This is a genomic window from Methanospirillum hungatei, assembly GCF_019263745.1.
GTDB lineage: Archaea > Halobacteriota > Methanomicrobia > Methanomicrobiales > Methanospirillaceae > Methanospirillum > Methanospirillum purgamenti.
On record NZ_CP077107.1, the window covers coordinates 338,209 to 359,791 of the forward strand.

General features: G+C 38.9%; 20 protein-coding genes. 7 read left to right on the forward strand and 13 right to left on the reverse strand.

From position 1 onward, the window contains the following. Nucleotides 1-3: 3 nt before the first annotated feature. Nucleotides 4-471, reverse strand: coding sequence for a hypothetical protein (locus KSK55_RS01670; RefSeq protein WP_218607924.1), 468 nt, complete (start codon nucleotides 469-471; stop codon nucleotides 4-6). Nucleotides 472-1,233: 762 nt separating this feature from the next. Beyond that, on the reverse strand, nucleotides 1,234-1,371 hold the full coding sequence (locus KSK55_RS01675) for a hypothetical protein (RefSeq protein WP_218607925.1): 138 nt from the start codon (nucleotides 1,369-1,371) through the stop codon (nucleotides 1,234-1,236). 242 nt (nucleotides 1,372-1,613) lie between these two features. Here KSK55_RS01675 and KSK55_RS01680 point away from each other — a divergent pair, with 242 nt between their 5' ends. Both KSK55_RS01680 and KSK55_RS01685 read left to right on the forward strand, forming a co-directional pair. Next, entirely contained in the window at nucleotides 1,614-3,395 is a 1,782-nt protein-coding gene (locus tag KSK55_RS01680) for a hypothetical protein (protein ID WP_218607926.1), read from the forward strand. A 915-nt stretch (nucleotides 3,396-4,310) separates the two neighbouring features. Beyond that, a complete protein-coding gene (locus KSK55_RS01685; RefSeq protein WP_218607927.1) occupies nucleotides 4,311-4,622 on the forward strand; it encodes a hypothetical protein in 312 nt (103 codons plus the stop codon). Nucleotides 4,623-4,630: 8 nt separating this feature from the next. Here KSK55_RS01685 and KSK55_RS01690 read toward each other — a convergent pair whose 3' ends face one another. Then, nucleotides 4,631-4,780 (reverse strand): hypothetical protein, encoded by a 150-nt coding sequence (locus tag KSK55_RS01690; RefSeq protein WP_218607928.1) that lies wholly within the window; start codon nucleotides 4,778-4,780, stop codon nucleotides 4,631-4,633. 407 nt (nucleotides 4,781-5,187) lie between these two features. After that, nucleotides 5,188-6,105 carry a hypothetical protein gene (locus KSK55_RS01695; RefSeq protein ID WP_218607929.1) on the reverse strand — a complete coding sequence of 306 codons (918 nt, stop codon included), beginning with the start codon at nucleotides 6,103-6,105 and terminating at the stop codon, nucleotides 5,188-5,190. 809 nt (nucleotides 6,106-6,914) lie between these two features. Here KSK55_RS01695 and KSK55_RS01700 point away from each other — a divergent pair. The 4 genes from KSK55_RS01700 to KSK55_RS16630 all read left to right on the forward strand — a co-directional run bounded on the left by KSK55_RS01700 (nucleotide 6,915) and on the right by KSK55_RS16630 (nucleotide 8,819). Next, nucleotides 6,915-7,118 carry a nucleotidyltransferase family protein gene (locus tag KSK55_RS01700; RefSeq protein ID WP_218607930.1) on the forward strand — a complete coding sequence of 68 codons (204 nt, stop codon included), beginning with the start codon at nucleotides 6,915-6,917 and terminating at the stop codon, nucleotides 7,116-7,118. A 121-nt stretch (nucleotides 7,119-7,239) separates the two neighbouring features. Next, nucleotides 7,240-7,548, forward strand: coding sequence for a HepT-like ribonuclease domain-containing protein (locus tag KSK55_RS01705; RefSeq protein ID WP_218607931.1), 309 nt, complete (start codon nucleotides 7,240-7,242; stop codon nucleotides 7,546-7,548). A 537-nt stretch (nucleotides 7,549-8,085) separates the two neighbouring features. Beyond that, nucleotides 8,086-8,418, forward strand: a complete 333-nt coding sequence (locus tag KSK55_RS01710) for a nucleotidyltransferase domain-containing protein (protein ID WP_214418722.1) — start codon at nucleotides 8,086-8,088, stop codon at nucleotides 8,416-8,418. Nucleotides 8,419-8,588: 170 nt separating this feature from the next. After that, nucleotides 8,589-8,819: a HEPN domain-containing protein gene (locus KSK55_RS16630; RefSeq protein ID WP_372238740.1), complete on the forward strand. Its 231-nt coding sequence runs from the start codon at nucleotides 8,589-8,591 to the stop codon at nucleotides 8,817-8,819. Between the two features lie 810 nt (nucleotides 8,820-9,629). Here KSK55_RS16630 and KSK55_RS01720 read toward each other — a convergent pair. Continuing rightward, nucleotides 9,630-10,076: a hypothetical protein gene (locus KSK55_RS01720; RefSeq protein ID WP_218607932.1), complete on the reverse strand. Its 447-nt coding sequence runs from the start codon at nucleotides 10,074-10,076 to the stop codon at nucleotides 9,630-9,632. A 747-nt stretch (nucleotides 10,077-10,823) separates the two neighbouring features. Here KSK55_RS01720 and KSK55_RS01725 point away from each other — a divergent pair. Further along, nucleotides 10,824-11,207: a DUF1428 domain-containing protein gene (locus KSK55_RS01725; RefSeq protein WP_218607933.1), complete on the forward strand. Its 384-nt coding sequence runs from the start codon at nucleotides 10,824-10,826 to the stop codon at nucleotides 11,205-11,207. 130 nt (nucleotides 11,208-11,337) lie between these two features. Here KSK55_RS01725 and KSK55_RS01730 read toward each other — a convergent pair whose 3' ends face one another. From KSK55_RS01730 to KSK55_RS01765, 8 genes are all read right to left on the reverse strand, one after another. Further along, nucleotides 11,338-13,560: an efflux RND transporter permease subunit gene (locus KSK55_RS01730; RefSeq protein WP_218607934.1), complete on the reverse strand. Its 2,223-nt coding sequence runs from the start codon at nucleotides 13,558-13,560 to the stop codon at nucleotides 11,338-11,340. A 25-nt stretch (nucleotides 13,561-13,585) separates the two neighbouring features. Beyond that, a complete protein-coding gene (locus KSK55_RS01735) occupies nucleotides 13,586-14,911 on the reverse strand; it encodes a COG1361 S-layer family protein (protein ID WP_218607935.1) in 1,326 nt (441 codons plus the stop codon). Nucleotides 14,912-14,921: 10 nt separating this feature from the next. Continuing rightward, the gene (locus tag KSK55_RS01740; RefSeq protein WP_218607936.1) at nucleotides 14,922-16,211 is read right to left on the reverse strand and encodes a COG1361 S-layer family protein; all 1,290 of its coding nucleotides are present in this window, start codon (nucleotides 16,209-16,211) and stop codon (nucleotides 14,922-14,924) included. 187 nt (nucleotides 16,212-16,398) lie between these two features. Then, the gene (locus tag KSK55_RS01745) at nucleotides 16,399-18,201 is read right to left on the reverse strand and encodes a SpoIIE family protein phosphatase (protein WP_218607937.1); all 1,803 of its coding nucleotides are present in this window, start codon (nucleotides 18,199-18,201) and stop codon (nucleotides 16,399-16,401) included. After that, nucleotides 18,202-18,828 (reverse strand): PAS domain-containing protein, encoded by a 627-nt coding sequence (locus KSK55_RS01750; RefSeq protein WP_218607938.1) that lies wholly within the window; start codon nucleotides 18,826-18,828, stop codon nucleotides 18,202-18,204. Between the two features lie 252 nt (nucleotides 18,829-19,080). After that, on the reverse strand, nucleotides 19,081-20,238 hold the full coding sequence (locus KSK55_RS01755) for an aldo/keto reductase (RefSeq protein ID WP_218607939.1): 1,158 nt from the start codon (nucleotides 20,236-20,238) through the stop codon (nucleotides 19,081-19,083). 87 nt (nucleotides 20,239-20,325) lie between these two features. Then, nucleotides 20,326-20,892 (reverse strand): dihydrofolate reductase family protein, encoded by a 567-nt coding sequence (locus KSK55_RS01760; protein WP_218607940.1) that lies wholly within the window; start codon nucleotides 20,890-20,892, stop codon nucleotides 20,326-20,328. A gap of 22 nt (nucleotides 20,893-20,914) precedes the next feature. Next, complete coding sequence (locus tag KSK55_RS01765; RefSeq protein ID WP_218607941.1) at nucleotides 20,915-21,415, reverse strand: VOC family protein; 501 nt, start codon at nucleotides 21,413-21,415, stop codon at nucleotides 20,915-20,917. Nucleotides 21,416-21,583: the final 168 nt, after the last annotated feature.

A 21,583-nucleotide genomic window follows, 5' to 3' on the forward strand; every position in this document is an offset into this window, starting at 1 on the left:
CTTTTACGGATTTATTATCCACTTTCCTTTCACTTTTTCAGCTTTAATTCTTCCATCTCGGATATATTTTCGAATAGTATCTTCAGATTTATGAATGATAGATGACATCTTTTTCACGCTGATTTGCCGATATTTATTGAATTCAATCCAATCTATACTATATTTAATATGTTTAAATGCGATAACATCAGACTTTATTAAAAATTCTAATTGTATCGGTGAATAGTTAATTTTACTTTCCAATTGATTTGAATCAATCCAAATCTTACCATCATCAATAATATAGTTTGTTCCTCTTAACACACCAACATTTTCAGCAAAGGTTTTTGTGTTCGAACGCTGTTTGGAATTTTCGATTTCGTTATCACAATTGGGGCAGATATAATAATTGTTTAAACAATCTTCATCATAAAAGGTTTTTGATTTTCCACAGTTTGGACATGTTATTTCATCTTTTATTTTGTAATTCATTTTAATCGCTTAATTAAATTTAATCACCATTGTTAATTAAGACTATGAAAAATAACATTCGACAAAAAATAGATAATCTTCTTGAATATTTCGCCATTTAAATTAATAAATGGTAAATTTCGAATTCACTTTTTCTATTCATATTTTATTCATTAAAAATTGAATATCACTTATATTTAGCTTTAAATAGTTGATCTACCCTCGAAACCATTAGAAATGGAGGATAAGATGCAGTATTTTTACCACCGGACGTTGTTCGGTTTGTTTTTACATTACATCGGAAATCGTAAGAACTAGGTGAAGGGAGAGGACCGGGAAGTTCGTGAAATTGTAGGGAGAGGAATGCGGGAAGGGGGGGAAATGACGGGTGTTTAACTGAGTTTGGGAATTACGTGGTAGATTTATTGAGATGATCGGGGGGTTGAAGGGAGGAGAACGAGAGGTGTTGGAGAGGGGGTTGGACTATAGGATGGTTGTACGGGTTTTTGGCAGCCGAAATACGGGATTGTTGGTTCTTTTTTTGCCACCGGAAGGAATTCGGTTTGTTTGTACATCACATCGAGATCCTTATAAGCACGGGTAAGGGAGAGAACCGAGATTTTACCTAGAAAGGTGGGGAGGCGATTTCCAAAATTGTACGAAGACTTTTGATCTGCTAGGGAGTTTGAATGGGATGAATCGGGGGGTGCCTTCGATGAATGGAGAAAAGATAATATTATATAGGGTAGAAAAAAAATAATCCATTCATCTAATATTCAAGTCTTATTCTTTGTTTCCTGATCCAGCTTCTCTAGAATGTTCATATTCAGGATGTTCATGATTAAGTTGATTTGCATGATTATCTGCTGCTGCTTTATATTCACTTGAACTCCTAGCTAAATTGCCTCCAAATTTACCCATATTATACCTCACTTTTTTGAAACCGTCTTCATCACTCTTGCTTTAAATTTCTGATTTGTTCCAGTTTTATCTGCATGAGATTGAATTCTCTTTGCCGCAGATGCATCTATTTTTTTTGTCAAATATATCCCTCATGGACGAATCAGACCCTAAGATTCAATCCAAAATATTATTCAGTTCTCAGGATAATAAATACTAATATCGCGTCTAATTATTCTATATCTACTGAACGCGTAACAAAAATGTACATCCATGGAGTAGGAGATACAAAGGATCCATATTTCTTCGTAAAAAATCAAGATTATGATCTTGAATGGCAAGTTGCTTGGTACTATGCCTGTTGCACATATTATTCAGAAAAGGGTTTTGATATTAATGGGTTAGGAGTGAATATTGGAGCTGAAAATCCAGAACAGTCATTTTATTCATATCCTTCTCAAATGGTGAGAGATTTTAAAAAGTTAGATATTGATAAGCGAATCAAAAATAGATTAAATCAATATAAAAAATATTTAAATATCATTCTCAATGCAAAAGAATATCCATTGGATTTAGAGGGAGAATTTCTCCCAAACTTCTTCAATTTACTTAATAATTTCCTTAAAGGAAAACATTGCTATTTCAATATATCCTATAATATCCGAATTCATGAGGAATTATATACATTACAATCGGATTTGCTTGAAAACTTAAATCACTTTCAAGAATATATAGAAGACTTTGAGACAGAATTAAGAGTTAAAAATAAAATCTGTAAGAATACAGCAATAGAAAAATGTGAAGAATTAGAGAGAAAAGGAATTCTCAAATTTATTTTAATAAAAGCAAGACGCCAAGGAAAAGAAACGCCACATTATTATTTTAATAATTCATTCGAAGGATTCATCGAAATATTACGCTTAATGTTCATACATGTTTCACCTTGGGAACACTCCTACTATCTCAATTCTGATTATATGAAGGAATGGATTAACGCTAATTCAATTAGACGGGTTCTCCAAGATAAAGGTGGGAATATTCACCGCCTCGTTCCATATCATGATTGGGGAGCGAAAGAGGGAGAAATCCTAATTCAAAGAGATTTTCAAAAATTAAAAAAAGAAAAGGAGTGGGGTATCTCCTTTATTTCAGAAAATGAATCTAAAGAAACTTTACAGAATAAATGTTTACAATATAAGAAAAAAATGTTTCATTCTGATGAAGATTATGTTATCGATAAATATTCAGCACTATTTCATGAAACTAATGGATTATTAAGAGAACTAGAATATGCAGAAGACGCCATTAGTCAATTTAATTTAGCATTTAAAAATTTTTCAGAATACTCAATTGAATTTAAAAAATGGATAGAATTTAATTCAGAAAACAGATTTCCAGGACCATGTAAATTTTTTACATTTCCAATTCTAGTAATTGAAAAGGAAAAAATTGAAAATGAGGTTATTGATAACAAAATAAAAAATAAATATAAAATTCTTGAACGAATTATATCGCTAACCTATCAAAAAAATCACTGTAAATTTTCTGAAAGTTCTAAAGATTTCCTTAATTCTATGAAAAAGAATACTTCTTTCATTGATACACATTATGGCGATAAAGGATGGGAATATTGGCGAATCATTTTCCCGATAATTCTATTGCTGCAATTATCACCAAGCCTTATTCATTATTTTTTCCTTGAAGAATGGACTACCTCAACGATATATGATGATTATAATTTACTCAGTACAAATCAAGAAAAAAATGATTTTCTCACCCATCTCGTCAAAAAAGGTATAAATGTAGTGACATCAGACAAATATAAAGTACCATATAATAGTGAAATAAAATCTATACGTTTAAACCCACAAAATTTGGAAAGTAACAGAAAACCAGGAACATTAGAGATAGAAACAATTGATGGAATCACAATCATATATGACCTTAATTGTAATTATTCTAAAAATGACAATTATTTCACACATTTAAACATTAGAAATTATCCATCAATTTACCAATTAATTGACCCTAATTTATGCAATTAATGGTAAGTTAACGAGTTAAATCGATTTATTACATCTCAAATTAATTATCCCCTATTCATAAATTTTTTTACCTAATATAGCCACTTTGACTTCAGAAACACATTGAGATCATCCACTATCGAGATAAAATTTTTCCTAAATTTCATCGAGAAATTGTATTTGACTGTTGAAAATTTTCGTATCAAAACATCATGGAAACACCCAATTAAGGTCCCAAATCATCGTGTTGACAGTATCAAAATTAAAGTAAATGTACTTCTTTTTCTTCCCCATCCACGAATCAATAATTCATGTCAAATTCAATAACGTCGTTTTGATAAATTTTGGTGACATGTATTTCTGTTCCGGAATCTCAAACTGGATGAGTGAGACAAAATCCTGTGTGATAAACCCAATGAATAGTGCTCGTTAAATGCTGTTATCTGTCCATACCCACAATGATTTTATCTCAATCTCGTTCCTCATAGAGTTATCGTCATTCGAGTCCTCTTCTTCCGATAAGTCAGAAGGGTTTTAGTACATCTCTAATTCTTACTCGATTTCATGCAGAAAAATCCCTCTCTCCCAATAATGAACTTTTCTTCAAGAAGCCTGATGGCACCATCTTCGGAGGTTTCCATCAGTTTCGTCCGGATAAAGTAGTCCACATCCACAAGAAAACTGTTTATCCTGAATCCTTTATATGCCAATTTCTTGTCAATACTCTCCGGAATAACCTTTGTTCCCTTTTCTCATGAACAACCTTTCTGACTCTGAATTCCAGCTTTTTGAGAACAAAAATTAGTTACTACTATTCGGCTTCTCGATAATAATTCCGAGAATACCTTATTCCTCATCAATAACCTGAATAGTATATGCTTCAATTTCAGCGGTTATCTTGTCATCGCTCTTATTGAGCTTCTATCCGGTAAGATATTGGAGATTATCTGCCCGGATCAACATTGTATCAGCGATCCTGTTCGCTCCTTTATCGAATATCACCAGAGATCCATTCATAGCCGGTTGTATCAGCTAATATCTCTTCTTGAAATGGGTCTGATTATTGAGATTGCCAGGTTCGATTTCATCCCAATTGGGATATGTATCGGGCCGGAAAGTTCTGTAACGCCAACGGTAATCTGTTTTATCGGGTTGGTGATCCCGGCTGTATCCATACTTTCCAATCCGGGCCTCATTGCCATGAAGGACCAGGCTGGTCCGGTCTATATTGATGCTGGTATGCTCTAAATCATACATCAAAAAAAGAACATCCCGGATGTCAGAGATGATTTCATTGAAATAATTACCAAGGATTTCAAGGATATGGTAAAGCGTTCTTTCGCTGAAGGGAGGGAGGGAACAGCAAGTACTTCAGGCTGGTTGATCCGGTCGTGAGACCACTTCATGCTGAAGGTATCCGGGAATTCGTAGCTGATGAGTGATCGAAACTGATTGTTGATAGGAATACCCCTTGTCTTGTGTTTTCTGGAAATATCGCGAAAACTCAGGAGTATTACTTATCACCAATGAAAATGGTATTTATGGGAAAGGAGATATTTTCATTCGGCTTAGCTTCTTTGGTTCTTAGTTTTGTTTGCATTTTTACCGATTCAAACATCACAAAGAACACATTTTTTTTTTTTGGTGGTAGCAACGTTGGGTTAGTTAGATAATTGTATCCGATAAAGTAGTCCCAACATAAAAGATTGAGAATTATTAAGTAAGGTTAGCAGAATCTAATCTGTCCATTGAATTCCTATTTATCTTTTCTTACAGCCGATCAAGTTTCGACTCATTTTTTATCGGTTTGGATTTAGTTTTCAATTAATCCTCCATTGTTTTCCCAATAATAATCAAATGTCTTATTCCATCGAGAATATCCTTCATTAATTTTATCACTCTCATTTCCCTTTCTAATGACCATCATTGGAGATTTCCCTCCTAATGAACCATCAGATATACTTACACTAAATAGCGGATAAGGTTCAATAAAAATGTAGTTTGAAGTAATTATTAATAAATGTCTAGGAATTTCATTATAATATCTATATTGAATAATATTTTGAGAATCAGTACACCCTTCAGTTAATTTTTGAATTATACCTGTAGCTTTTTCGATATTTTCTCGTGATGGACTCAAATGTTCTAAACTAGTCCATAATTTTCCAGCTTTACTATCAGGATTTAATAATAAAACTTTAATTGTTACTTGAGGATTAGAATTATTTAGATAATCATCGAATAATTCTAAATAATTTCTTTCACTATAATCTTGTTTAGATTTAAAAAAGTCTGAACCTGATATTCCCATGATTTTAATTTCTCCAATTTCATTCTTCGAAAGTTGTTTTGCAACAATATTGAATATTTTTTGCTTTCCTCGAGTTCCCTTCTCTCCTCGTCTTGAAAAAATATCCACAACACCATTATTGATAGCTCCTTGTAATACATCAACATGGGAAAAAAGAGAGTCAGTATTTTTCTCATAAATTTCCATATACCTAGCGTGAATTACTTTTTCTATTAAGAGTGCAACAATGGCACCCACAATTAAAGCTATACCGATATGATTGATAACAAAAAATAATAAATCATTGTCATTTTGAAAATAAAAAGAGATAAATATAAAATAAATTCCTAGGAAAGATAAAATGATGACACCAAAATATAATTTTGCCTCTATTTGATTTTTTTTTAAACAACATAAAAAATTAGTTAATGTTTTTCCCATTTTTGCTTCTTAATTTTTTAGGATATTAAATGTTTTGTTTTGATTTTTAAAAATTTAAAATAAAAATATATTTTCTCTTATACCGGAAAATAAGGTTATTTAACAATATAAAGTGATTTTGTCTTCCTCTTCTGTGGCATTGGAAATAAAACCAACAGAATTCGGAGGAATAAGATTTCGATATTAACTACTGGATATTATTCGGTCTGAGTTTTTCATCATATCGGAATTTGTATTTTTTCAGATTATAGTATAATGCGAAACTTTCTGAAATAATTCAGAAAGTTTGCTTAATACAATGAAGTGCGATTTGCGTGCACGTTATGGAATAATCTTTTTCCAAAATCGATTATTCCATAACGTTTGTCAATGCACTATAATGGAGAGGACGAGATTGGTTGTGAGTTTTGGAACACCAGGGGAGGTTGGTTGAGATGGTACGGGGATATTAAAGGGATTGTCCAAGTTGGGTTTTGCCAGCTGGATTCCAGAGATATTAATTCCAGTCTTTGCCACCGAACAGAATTTTTCTGATATCTCCATCACATCGGGAATCCATAGTGGTCCGGGGAGGGGAGAGAACCGTAAATTTGCTTGGATATTATGGGAAACGATTTCCGGAGTTGGGTGAAGAGAACGGAAGTATAAGGGAAATAATCAAAGAATATATTTTTAGTAAAAAGAATAATTCATGAAGAGATCCATATTCACAATGAGTAGTTATAAAGAAGATGAAAAATAATTATTTTTACCTGCCTGAGAAAAGCAATTTCTGAGCACATATAAGCGACAATAAGAGGTTCATGCCAATGACAGAACGGGATGATGTACTTTCAATTTTGAAAAGGGAAGCCAATGACTTGAAAGACCGGTTTGGTGTGACACATGTGGGTTTATTCGGATCTGTGGTACGGGATGAAGCTAAAGATTCCAGTGATCTCGATCTCCTTATTGAACTAGATCCAGTTTCAATTACATATCAAAAATCTCTTGATCTTGAACAATACCTCTAGTCTTTGTTTCCAAGAAAGGTTTAAATTGTCACTAAGGTTGTCGGTTCCCCTTACATTCTCCCCTATATTTCCCAGGAGGTAATCTGGGCATAAGATTCTGCCCCGTTTCTGTATCACACCCTTGACGAAATACAATATATCCTTAAAGGCGGATTCTCTTCTTCTTGATGATATCAGACTTGACCCGGATTTAAGTCGTTCCATTCCCCGTTCTATAGAAATAATCGGTGAAGCGGTGAAAAATCTTTCTCCTACTATTCGGGATGCTCATCCAGAAATTCCTTGGAGTGCTATAGCCGGAATGAGGGATAAACTCATTCATGGATATTTTGGGATTAAATGGATCGTAGTTTGGTCTGTCATTAAAAATGATCTTCCTGACCTTAATATGAAGATTCGAAAGATCATTGAGAAGATGAGAAACGAATAGAGAAAAATTATTTGACTAAAAAAAATTGTCTTTTTTCAATAAAACGAAATAATTCATTGACTTCTCTTTTGAACTTGACATTGTAGAGATAAATCATCAGATAATTCTTCGTTGAGAAGGATTTCATTCCAGTCTTCATCGCTCATCTCCCAGAATATCTCATAATTTATTCCCAGATTAAGTATGCACACTCATTCCTATTTACTCCCGGTTATACCAACGAATCCTTAAAAATTGATTGGAGAATGAACTGTATCTTACCACCGAACGGAGATCGGTTTAAGCTCGAAATCCCAGGAATTCTTAGTAATCCGGTTAATTGGAAGGACCAGGTATTTTCGTGAATATTAGGGGGGGGAGTTTCGAAAGTGGGTTGAGAGGACAGGGAGTTGGAGCGAATCCAGGAAAGGGGAATAGGTGTTGGAGGTGGGTTTCGTTATAGCAAGGTATATATGTGCTAGTACTCAAGCCCTCAAACCAGATATTATTTAATTGAATAAGAGTACTTAGTTTACTATAATCAAATCTTATATTAAAATGAATAATATACCTCCTGTCGAAACCCTGTCGAATATAATTCGGGAAGAATTTGCAAAGCAAGATGTGATTGTCACATCAGTATATCTCTTTGGTAGCCGTGCTCTAGGAACAGCAAAATCAGAGAGCGATTGGGATTTTTTAATAATCATTCAGGAAAAAATTCTACATTCTTTACAACGAAAAATAATATCTGGAATCAGAAAACGATTTATTTTTGACTTTAATATTGATGCAGATTTCTTATTGCTGGCTGAAAACGAAGTCCTATCTGCAAACAACGACAAAGGTAGAATCTCATACTATGCCTTACGGGAAGGATTACCGGTATGAGCAATAATATTGAAACAATTCGACTATGGTGTCTAAAAGCGGATAGTGACTTAAAAAATGCCTCTCATGAAATTGAACACGAAGATCCGGCTCTTGATACCATATGTTTTCATGCTCAGTAAACCGTTGAAAAATATCTGAAGGCATTCCTGGTTTTCTCAGATACTGAAATTCCCAAAACACATTCTCTAATCAGACTTATTAGAGATTGTATTCTTATCGATACATCTTTTAGTGAACTTATTGATAAAAATATTGATGAACTAACTGATTTTGCTGTGGAAATTCGATACGCTGATGAATTTTACTTTCCTAGCATAGAAGAAGCACGTGATGCGATAGAAAAGGCTGAATTTGTCCGATCATTTGTTCTATCTCGGATTACTCTCATTAAACAATAATAAGAAATTCTCCGATTTAATACAGAAATTCAATTTTTGAAAGAAATACTCAATATTTTCCAATACACATTTTTATTTCTTGTTAAATCCATGGAATAATAACCTAAGTTCCCATTTCGACTTCAGACGCACATTGAGAACATACTCTATCGTAATCTAATTTCTCAGAATTTCACCGGAAAATGGTATTTGACAGTTGAAGGTTTTCCCATCAAAACTTCATATAACCACCCAATTATGGTTCTAAATCATTATGTTGATAGCATCAAAATAAAAGTAAATGTCCTATTTTGTCTTCGTCATCCACGAATCAACCGTATCTGTCAAATTCGATAGCACCGTTTTAAGAAATTTCTAGACGTATGCTTCAGTTCCGGGATCTCAAATCGGATTAATGAGACAAATACATGTACAATAAATCCAATGAATAGCGCTCAGTAAATACAATTATCGGCCCATACCCACAATGGTTTATCTAGATCTCGTTCTAGAGGGAGTAAAATATCTTCATTCGAGTCCCTCTTCCGATAGGTCAGAAGGGCTTTTGTACGTGTCAAATTCTTACTAAATTTCAGGCAGAAATATCCCTCTCTCACCATTATGACCTTTCCTTCATGAAGCCTGACGGCACCATCTTCGGAGAGTTCCATCAGTTTCGTCCTGATAAAGTAGTCCACATCCACAAGAAAACTGTTTATCAAGAATCGTTTATTTGCCTATTTCTTGTCGATATTCTCCTGAATGGTGTTTGTTCCCTTTTCTCCCGGACGACTTTTCTGGCTCTGGATTCCAGCTTTTTGAGAACAAAAATTAGTTAGTACTATTCAGCTTCTCGATATTATTTCCGCGAATCCCAGATTCCTCATCAATAACCTGAATAGTATATGCTTCAATTTCAGCGGTTATCTTGTCATCGCTCTTGTTGAGCTTCTTTCCGGTGAGGTATTGGAGATTATCTGCCCGGATCAACATTGTATCAGCGATCCTGATCGCTCCTGTATCAAATATCACCAGAGATCCATTCACAGCCGGTTGTATCTGCTGATATCTCTTCTTGAAATGGGTCTGATAAATGAGATTGCCAGGTTCGATTATCATCCCAATTAGGATAAGTATCGCCCGGAAAGTTCTGTAACGCCAACGGAGATCTGTTTTATCGGGTCGGTGATCCCGACCGTATCCATACTTTCCAATCCGGGCCTCATTTGCCATGAAGGACCAGGCTGGTTCGGTCATTGTTGATGCTGGTATGCTCAAAATCGTACCTCAAAAATAGGACATCCGGGATGTCAGAGATGATATTATCACGATTCGGACCAAGGATTTCAAGGACACGGTAAAGTGTTCTTTCACTGAAGGAACGGAGGGAATAGCACGTACTACAGCCCGGTTGATCCGGTCGTGAGACTACTTCATGCTGAAGGTATCCGGCAATTTGTAGCTGATGAGGGCTCAAAATAGATTATTAATTTCGATACCCTTCGTCTTGTGTTTCCGGAAATATCGCGAAAACTAAGGTATTCATACAGCTATCACTGAGGAAATTGGTACCGATAGGAAAGGAGATATTTTCATTCGACTCCAGTTCATTGGTTCTTTTTTTGGTCGATTCAAACATCACTAAGGACACATATTTTGTTGGTAATGGCAAAGTTGGATTATTATTAAATTACAATATCAAAAATATCTTGATCTTGAACTATACCTCCAGTCTTTGTTTCCAAGAAAGGTTGAATTTGTCTCTAAGGTTGTCGGTTCCCCTTACATTCTCCCCTATATTTCCCAGGAGGTAATCTGGGCATAAGATTCTGCCCCGTTTCTGTATCACATCCTTGACGAAATACACTATATCCTTAAAGACAGAATCTCTCACTCTTGATGATATCAGACTTGACCCGGATGTAAATCGCTCCATTCCCCATTCTATAGAAATATCCGGTGAAGAAATAAAAAAATCTATGATAAACCCGCAACCTTTTATTCCGGAAACACTATCTTGAAAGTATGAAGTATGTCGACGGGTTTGTGATAACGGTGCCGAATGACAAGATCGATGAGTACCGTGAGATGGCAAAGATGGGAGAAAAAATCTGGATGAAGCACGGAGCACTCGAGTACTTCGAATGTGTAGGAGAAGACCTCGAACCGGGGAATATGCCAGGAACGACTTTTTTAAAAATGGCAAATACCAGACCTGGTGAGACAGTGATCTTCTCGTTTATCATCTTCGAATCCAGAGAACACCGGGATAAAGTCAACATGCTGGTGATGAACGATCCCATGATGAATGACCCTGCCTGGACAGACAAAACAATGCCGTTCGACATCGAACGAATGGCATACGGGGGATTCAAGGTTATCGTCGAGGGAAAAAAAGATGGAACCTAAGTGTGCCATTTTGACTTCAGATTCTTAATAAGATCATCCATCATCATGATCTAATTTTCTCATATCTTCTTCGAGAAACGTATTTGATATGTAATGGTTTATCCATCATCAGGATAAGGGGGTATATTTTTTATGATCTCCGGTGTATTACCCACTCCTCCAGTCGACCCATGATAGAAAGAACTGCCGGCATGATGATAATCGCTCCAAGCAGGGAGAACACGACCGCTATGACCGTCATTATCCCGAAGTTTGAAATAATGGGAAACGACGACAGAAGCAAGGCTGAAAACCCGAATGCAGTCACAAGGCCGGATACGGTAACCGATGCTCCAATCTTTTGTACACCGTTCTGAATAGCAGTCTGTGGATCCGGACTGGTCTCCTTCTCCTCCAGGTACCGTTCCATCATCAGGATAGTATACTCTGAGGAGACACCAATGGTAATTGCTCCAAGTGATGCAGTGATGAACGTGTAATCAATCGAAAATACCCACATAACAACGGCATTCCATCCGACTACACAGATAATGGGAAACAGCGGAGCAACTGCCACAATGTGCCGGTATGCAACAATCAGGAAGAGGAAGATCATCAGAAATGCAAGAGCGGTCATGAGTGGCTTATAATACACAATATAATCCAGAGTAATCGCATTTATTTCAAAATCACCAGTCGTCCTGACGGTAAGTCCGGGTGGAGTCTCAACCCATCCCAGGGTATCAAGAATGACCTTTCTCATATCACTCGATTCCTGGGAGGTGAGATCAACGGTCTGTAATTCCAGAAGCCCGGAAGTAATTCCATCAAGATACTGCCGTTTCTCATGTGCCGGGATAACCGCCATGACCTGATTTAATTCGGTTTGCGAATATGGGATAATGCCATTATTATACTGCTTTATCAGGCTTGAAATTCCGGATACCCCTAATATTTTATCAGGATACACATCCTGGATGAAATTTCCATACCGGTCCATCCATCGGATTACATCAAGAGATGTCACATCCGGAGCAGTAATAAGCAGTTCAACCGGAGTTTGTGATCCCAGCATTGCGGTTACTTTATCCATGACAACCTTTGCAGGCATATCAGGAGGAACCATCGAATTTTCCGAGGTATCAATCGGTATCTGATCATCAATGACCATTCCCACTCCGGCTAACATCATCACGAGAACCAGAAGAACAAACGGTCTTCTGGCGATATGAAGAGCCATTTTAGATAGGAACTGATTATATGTATCAAACAGATTGAAACCACCGGAAACCATGACCTTGGGTTTATAGTCCATCAGGATAGCAAGGGCAGGAAATCCAAAGAGTGTCACTCCATACGCACAAATAATACCTATTATTGCAGTCTGCGTAAATCCGGTAAGAATCGGGAGCGGAGTGATAAAGAGAACGATGAATCCCAGAGCGGTTGCTATCATTGCATTGAGCACGGCGTACCCGGTATTACAGATAGTGGTTCGAATCGCTACCGGAAGCGGTGAGATGAGAAGTTCATCATTCAGACGCGACTGGAACTGAACGGCATAATCAATCCCCAGACCAAGAAGGACAGGAAATGCACCAATAGCGCCGATGTTCATCGGAATTCGTAACACCCCCAGAATACCAAACAGGTACACAAGGGCGGTAAGAACAAACACCAGGGGAAGGAGGCGGTACCTGACCGAATCAAATAAGACGAAAAGGCCGACAAACATCAGGGCAAATGCACCCAGGATAAGAACAACAATCTCTGTTGTCATATTATCCAGCATCTGGTCATTAAAAGCGTCGGTTCCGGAAACCTCAATCGTGACACCAGGGGGAAGGACCGCACTGTCAATGATCGTCTGGATTGGAGAGAGGAGTGCAGATGGATCACCCCGGGCGGTGATCATACCGAGCATATGCAGGGAATCCGGCACCAATGATTCCTGATCCGATTTTGGCAGTCTTTGAAAAACCGTAGTAATCTCTGCATTTGTCTTGGGGAGAGTTCCTCCATGTGCCGCAAGGATAGCGTCCGCTGCCGTCTGCGTCCCGATAACACCCGGAATTCGGGAGAACTCTCTCTCCATAATCAGCAGATCATGGAGCAGCGTGTAATCCAGGGGCTGTGGAGCATTAATATAGAGGAGAACAACTTTTTCAAGAGAATAATCATCGGTGTAGGTATTGTACCATATCATCGACGGATCATCGGCTGCAAGAATGATATCTGAGCCTGAATCCATGGAGAGATTGCCAATAACAGTAAATGAGGCAAGAAACAGAAGGGCCATCACGAGCAGTACACCGGCAGGTTTCGCTATGACCAGATCTGCTACTTTTTCATAAAAACAATGAACCAGAGACATTGTCAGCCTCTTTGTAGAGTAATCATCAGGCCAGCCTGCCCATTCGTTTCATGTAATAATACCCTCCGATAAGGAGAATCCCCAGAAGAATTACCAGGGATAAGGGGGAGAGAAGCACCTCTGCCACACCAGGGGCAGTTGTTTCCAGTTCTATCTGCATGGGATCAGAGAGTGTAATCAGATTATCCTCACCGCGATATTTGACATCCGTAAGGAGTCCATACGGTTTTACCAATGCAGAACTGTCAAGATCAATCTCATACACTGCCTCTGCAGAGTCATTCGGGAGAATGGTTCCCAGAATAATACTGGACTGTGGAGAAGAAAGCGGTGCAATCGGTACAATTTTTGCAGCAGCATCATATGCCGGGGCATCTCCAACATTGGTATAAACCACCCTGACCGAAACTGATCCTCCCGGTTCAATAACCGGTTTATCATAGGTAAGGGTAAATTTGGGGCCTTTCCCCACAGGAATCCCGATTACCACCGGATGTGAACTGGTCCAGATCCCGTTCTTATCCTCATAGGAGATAATAAGAGAAGCGGGAATGGATGTGGTATCAATTATATCCTGCACTGATGCCCGCCACTCAACCGTTCGCTCTTCCCCTGGAGGAAAAGTGCCCAGGAAGTAGGTCCCTTGGTAGGGGCTGAGCAGACCATGTGGCTCCACAACCAGTTCAGCGGTAGCATCTTTCGGGGCATACTGTCCGACATTTCTGATTTTTGCCGTTATTCGTCCATCCTGACCGGGTGAGAGATTAGAGACGGAGATCTCATCTACCTGGGCCCTGACAACGCTTTTCACACTCACCGGAATCTGAAGGGTCAGGTTCTGATCTGCATAGGTGAAGACATTTGAGAGATCTGCCATCGCAACCGATTGGGCGTATTGTGAATCGATACGCAGAGCAAGATGATATGATCCGGCAGTAGCATCAGCAGGGACAATGACCGGAAAGGTAACGGGAACACCGGTATCAGGGGGGAGGATTGGAATGGTGAAAGGATTTGCAGGAATATCAACCGGGGCAGTTCCCGGCTCAAGAGTGAGCGTAACCCCATATCCAACTGCAGGACTTGAAAGAACCGGGTCTTCCGGGTCCAGGATCAGCTCCGGTGCATGACCGGTATTTCTGATTGAAATCGTAAGAGGGGTGATATTTCCAGGTTCCAATTCGCTTGAGCCGGTTATAGTGGCTACATATACCGGTTTACCAAACGGGACCGGTACCGCAGATATGGAGAGTGAACTAAGTGAAAGGATGAGGCATATCATCAGGCTCATCCGGATTATTCTGATTAATTTTTTACGATTCCAGGTCTTTGTACGCAACGGTTCATTCATGGTGGCACCGTCACATCTGTTTTCGCCGGTAATACAGATATCCTCCACCGATTAGGATAAGAATGAGAATGAATCCTGGCAGGATAAAATCTCCACCGGATGAATCAGTAACCTGTACCGGGACCTTGATTGGATCTGATACATATTCGGTCAGATTCACATCAGTATACCTGATCTCTGAATCCAGAGCATATTGTTTCATGGTGGCTCCGCCATTTACATTCAGTTTAAACCGGGCAGTTGCATTATCTCCCGGCTCTATCGTTCCAAGATACGACTGGTCATCTTCACTGGTGAAGGGATCGACAATATTGATTCCCGCCTGGGCATTATAGACCGGAACAGAGCCCGTATTCTTATATTCTACTGCAATCTCTCCCTTTTTACCTGAATTCAGCGTTTCAGGATCACTTATGACCGCAAAGGTTACTTTTGGGCTGAACCCTGCACTCACATCTTTATATCCGGTTTCCGCAGGAAGACCCTGGTAATCGGTATATGTTGCATAGACTTTCAGGGGATATTGTATCGATGGATCGGCATCGGTTGCAACTGATACCTTATAGGAAAGGGTTGCACTCTCCCCTTCAGCAAAATTACCGACATAAATACTGTCCTGGTAGGGAACAATAGGACTGTTTCCAACCGGCTCAAGAACAAACACTGTTTCTTTTCCGGTATCTGATCCAATATTCCGGGCGGTGATGACGATGTGTCCCTCTCCCCCCACATTCAGATCGCCGGAATCAACCGAGGTTATCTCAAGAGTCACCGCAGGTCTGATGGTCACCGGAAGGGTCAGGGTTTTTTCCACCGTCTTAAATGAGTACTCAATATCATCAATTCCGGTCTGGGTAGCCTGGTCCATATACTGGTACGAGACAGTCAGGGAAAGCAGGTACGAACCGGTTCGTGCAGAGTCCGGAATAGTAACAGGAAAAGTGGCCTGAACAACGTCCCCGGATTTGATATCACCTAGGATTTGGGGATCTGCAGTGATCTGAACAGGACTGTCCCCGGGTCCAAGCCCGGCTGAAAGGGAAAGGGCTGTGGTCGGGAGATAATCAGGAGTAATTGCTCCATCATCCACAAATTTCATTGTGAATACACCAGAATTGGAGAGAGCAATGGTAAGCTCCATCTGCTCACCGGTATGAAGCTCATTGCTTCCGACTATTGCGGCAGAGATATCTGGCTGCCCTGAAGAGTACTTATCTCCGGCCATTACCGGGAATATCAGGCAGAGAATGGAAATGAGTAAAACCATTCCGATTATTCGGAAAAGAGGGGGGAGCACCATAGGTTAGGATTGGAGATGGTTTTAATATATAGATAATGGTTTGAGTCATGGTACAGACCATTGTATATATTTGTTTTATAAATTGTCGATTATTTTTTTTATCTGTAAATTTTTTCAAAGGTTTTGCATGAATTGGTACAATAGCTTATCTTAAAGAGTGGTTATTAATTGAATAATTAAAAAAGAGTTAATTATTCTGTCCTTTGATTATCAAAAGTGTGATATCATCAAATTGAGGTTGAAACTCACTAAAATTCTGAACTTCATCAATTATTTTGGTAAGTATTTCATGTGATGATAATGATGCATGTTTGTGAATAAGAGATTTTAAACGAACCTCCCCAAACATTTCATTTGAAGGATTTACAGATTCTGTAACACCATCAGTATAGAGAACGATAATATCATCTTCATCAATCTGGATAGATACCTGTTTATATTTTTCTTCTTCAATAACTCCCATTGCCATTCCGGTTATTTGAAGTTCCTCAAATGAATTGGATTTTGAGCGATAAATTAAAGGAGGATTATGCCCGGCATTAACATATGTCAACGTCCGGTTTTGATCCGAAAGTATCCCATAAAACAAGGTTACAAACATACCCGCTTTTGAATCCTGTGATATGATCGCATTCGCAGTTGTGATCACTTTTTCAGGTTCCAAAAACCACGTAGCATTTACTCGAACAACCACCCTGGACAAAGCCATAAACAATGCAGCCGGAACTCCTTTCCCTGAAACATCAGCTATTAGGATGCCAAACATACCTTTCCCTAAAGGTGTAAGTTCCATAGGAATAACATCGAAAAAGTCTCCACCTACCTCTTTAGCCATAATGCTTTTCGCAGTAATATCAAATCCTTGTATTACTGGAATACTATCCGGGAGAAAACTTCGCTGAATATCTGCCGCAATTTCAAGTTCTGCTTTCGAACGTGCCAGAAGTTCTTCCATTTTCCGGCGGTCAGTGATATCTCTGATGGTCTCTATTGCTCCGGTGATATTTCCATATGGATCATAGAGTGGAGTGGCCTTAGCCCAGACAAATTTCCCATTCATACCACATTTTGGAAGATATGTATCTACAACTAGTGTATCTCCTTCACGGGTAATTTGTGAATATTCACGTTCTAGTTCATGAGCTGGTTTGAATACTAAATTGGCTAAAATGGGTCTTTTCTCACCATAAAAAGGAATGGCATATTCATACTGCCCTTTCCCAAGTATTTCTGTAGCTGGAATTCCTGATAACAACTCCATTGCAACATTCCATTCTTTTACGATGTCATTTGTATCAATTACAACGGTTGCATCTGGGAGAAAGTTAATTATCTCTGCAAGTCTTTTTCTTGCATTTTCTGATTCTTTCTCTGCTAATTTTCTTTTGGAAACATCTCTGATGCTTTCTATCGCTCCAAATATTTCCCCTTCTTTATCATATATCGGAGTTGCTTTTGCCCAGATATATGTCCCGTCTTTCCCAAATGTTGGAAGAAAGAAATCAGCTATGAGTGCATCTCCATCTCTGATTATTGATGCATACCTTTTTTCTTCTTCATCATCAGGCCATAATATGAGATTAGCAAGGAGAGGTCTTCGTTCTCTATAAAATGGGATAGCATATTCAAAATCTCCCTTACCGTGTATTTGAAAAGATAATACTCCAGTCATTTCCTCCATCGCTTTATTCCAGGTGATTACTTTCCCTTCCAGATCTATGACAAAAGTTGCATCAGGGAGGAAATTTATTATCTGTTCAAGTCTGCTAATTGTTTTTTTAATCTCTATTTCAGCGTTTACTTTTTCGGTAATATTGCGGATTGATTCAATCGCTCCGATGATTTCTCCTTGGGAATTATAGAGTGGACTTGCTTTCGCCCAAAAATATGCTCCTTCTATGCCAAAAGTCGGGATACATATTTTTGCGACAAGTGAATCTCCATCCCGGATGATCTCATCATATTTCTTTTCCAAATCCTCATCAGGCATCTATATGAGGTTAGCCAGGAGTGGTTTTGGTATCCCGTAAAAGGGTATTGCATATTCATACTCTCCTTTCCCTATAATTTTTTCAGATGGAACACCAGTAATATCCTCCATGGCTTTGTTCCACATGGTGACTTTTTCATCTAAATCAATGACAAAGGTTGCATCCGGAAGGAAATTGAAAATATCACCGATATATTTTTGTGATTCCATCAATTTTATTTGAGATTTTTTCTGATGAGTAACATCCCGGATTGATTCAATCGCACCAATTATTGATCCATGAGAGTCCAGTATGGGGCTGGCAGTAATCCAAAAATAGAGAAGTGACCCATCGGAAAGGGTCATAGTAAATTCAGAAAAAATTTTTTGACCTTCAATAAGCAGATGGGGATAGATTTTTTTAAGTGTTATTATATCTTGATGAAGAACATAATCGATTAATATTTTTCGAGGTTTTCCAAAAATCCAGATAGAATATTCATAATTTCCTTTTCCGATCATCTCTTCTGCAGGTATTCCACTAAATGCCTCCATCTCATGGTTCCAGGCAACAACAATACCGTTTTTATCAATTGCAAAAGTTGGATCCGGAAGAAAATTTATTATATCTTCGCTGAACCCCTCCATTTTTTGTTCCATTTAAGTCTAAATGTTATCATTTGTTATGATCCTCTATATCTACTTATCAATATGATTCCCATCGTTTTTTTACTCATTCATTCGTTTTTCGAGTTCAGTTTTTGAATTCGTACAACTGGTACCTACTATATTATGAAGACAAAATGAGTTGATGATTTAATTCAAGTCCAATATGTACGCTCACATGATCGTGAAGATATTTGTAGAATGCTTGAAAAGGAATCAGTATGTAAGTGTCATTTATTTTCCGAAACAATCGGCTACTTCCTGTAAATATTCTCGTATGGGCAGACCCTGCGGACATTTCTCCTCACATTCTCCACACTGGATGCAACAAGAGGCATATCCCGGTATACCTCCGGAAAAGGCACCGCTAAGAGCCCAAAGGTACACGCCTTTTGCTTTCTCCTCGGCTTCATAGGTGTATGCCTGGTTATAATAATTGAAACACTCAGGGATATCGACGTTATTCTGACATGGCATGCAGTACCGGCAACCGGTACATGGGATCTTCAACCGGGAAGCAAAAGTATTCCGCATTTTTTCGACAACTGCAAGCTCTTCCGGAGAGAGAGAATTTGGCAGTCCCTGTGTTGCACTTGCAAGGTTTTCTTTTACCTGTTCCAGAGAAGACATACCAGAGAGCACAACGGTGACTTCCGGGTGATTCCAGACCCAGCGAAGTCCCCAATCCGATGGAGTTCGCATGACGGGAGCGTTAAGGATATGCTGGTGGATTACCGGGACATCTCCTGAAAGAAGGCCGCCCCGGAGCGGTTCCATGACAACAATGCCAAGACCCTGTTCTGCTGCATACTTCAGTCCCTCTGATCCAGCCTGGTTTTGTTCATCCATGTAATTATACTGGATCTGGGCAAATACCCATTCATAAGCATCGACAATCTCCCGAAAGACCGAAACCTGGTCATGGAAGGAAAATGCGGGGAACCGTATCCGTCCATCGGCTTTAGCACTGTCAAGGAATTCTAGTACGCCCAGTCGCGTGAGGTTCTCCCATGTTTCACTGCCAAGCCCATGAAGAAGATAGAAATCGATATGATCTGTGTTCATCCGGACAAGTTGTTCGTCCAGATATCGGTCCATATCCTCCCGACTGGTGATTAGCCAACTGGGGAGTTTGGTAGCGAGAAAAACCCTGTCACGGTATCCATCGTCCAGTGCCTTCCCGACAACCACCTCGCTCATTCCATTGTGATACGGATAGGCCGTATCGATATAATTTACTCCGTTGTCAATGGCAGTGCGGATCATCTCGATTGCCTGTTCCTCATCGATATTACCCGCATCCTGCTGATCCCCGGCGAGTGGTAACCGCATGGCCCCAAAACCGAGAATAGAGATATCATGACTGCACCGGGGGAATTTTCTATATAGCATCTTTACACCTTTCTCTGGAGTATGAAGGTCTCAAGGGGATAAAAAATGATCAGGGAAAAAAAGGTTAGTAAGATTGGCCGGTGAGAATCAATCTCGGTGTAGGGAAAAACCCGGTAACCCGCTTTCGTTTATTTTGTCTGCCATGTAATGAAGAACAACTACATCCCCATACTGCTCCAGATTTTGTAGTGAGAGTCTTATGCTCGGATTCCCATCACGGAAAAGCCGTACACCATCTCCAAGTATTACCGGAATGACCGTTACCCAATATTCATCGATAAGAGAATACTCCATAAAAGTATTCGCTAATGCAGCTCCCCCAACCAACCAGATATTTTTTCCAGGTTTTGATTTTAAATTATGAACAAAGGAGAGAATATCACCTGTAAGAAACTCTGTGTTAGGATCACAGGGGTGATCCCGATTGGTAAAGACGTAACATTTCTTTCCAGCATATGGCCATTCGATTCCAAAGGACAAGATCTGGTCATACGTAGTCCTACCCATGATAAGAGTATCAATCGTTTCATAAAAATCTGAATACCCAAAATCTCCTTCCCCTTCTGGGAGCCAGTCTACGCTGCCATTTCTATCAGCGATAAACCCGTCAAGACTCATCGCGATGTAAAGGATAACTTTTCTCTCTGATGCCATATTGAAGAACCAAAAAACGCAATTATCCCCTGGCGTAAACCTCTTTGAGAGTTGCCAGGTCAATTTTTTTCATAGGGAGCATTGCTGCCATGACCTGTTGTGATTTTTCTGTATCCGGATCATTGAGAAGATCGACCATTTCTACAGGAATTACCTGCCATGAAACTCCATATTTATCTTTCAGCCACCCACATTGTTGAGCTGCCGGGTCGCCTTCTTCAGTAAGTTTCTCCCAGAAATAATCAACTTCATCCTGATCAGAACAATGGATTATAAAAGAAATTGCTTCAGAAAACTTGAAAATTGAACCACCGTTTAATGCTAAAAAAGGTGTTCCATCAAGAGTGAATTCCACCGTCATAACACTCCCTTCCGGTTTTTGGTGATATTCAAACCCTTCCTTTCCATATCGGGTTATTCTTCCGATTGAAGCGTTTTTAAAGATGGCTGTATAGAACTGTGCAGCTTCGAGAGCTTCGGTATCAAACCAGAGACATGTTGAAATCTTTTGAACAGATGCCATATGTACTCTATTACGAACTGATAATTGTATCCGATACATATAATTGAATTGGTCGGTAATCTGCCTTTTTTGGATTGAACTAACTGGATAAATCCGCTCACTATATGTGTATCGAACACGTGACAGTAGGTAAGTGTTGTGTCATAGCGTCATCAGAAGAATTTTTTC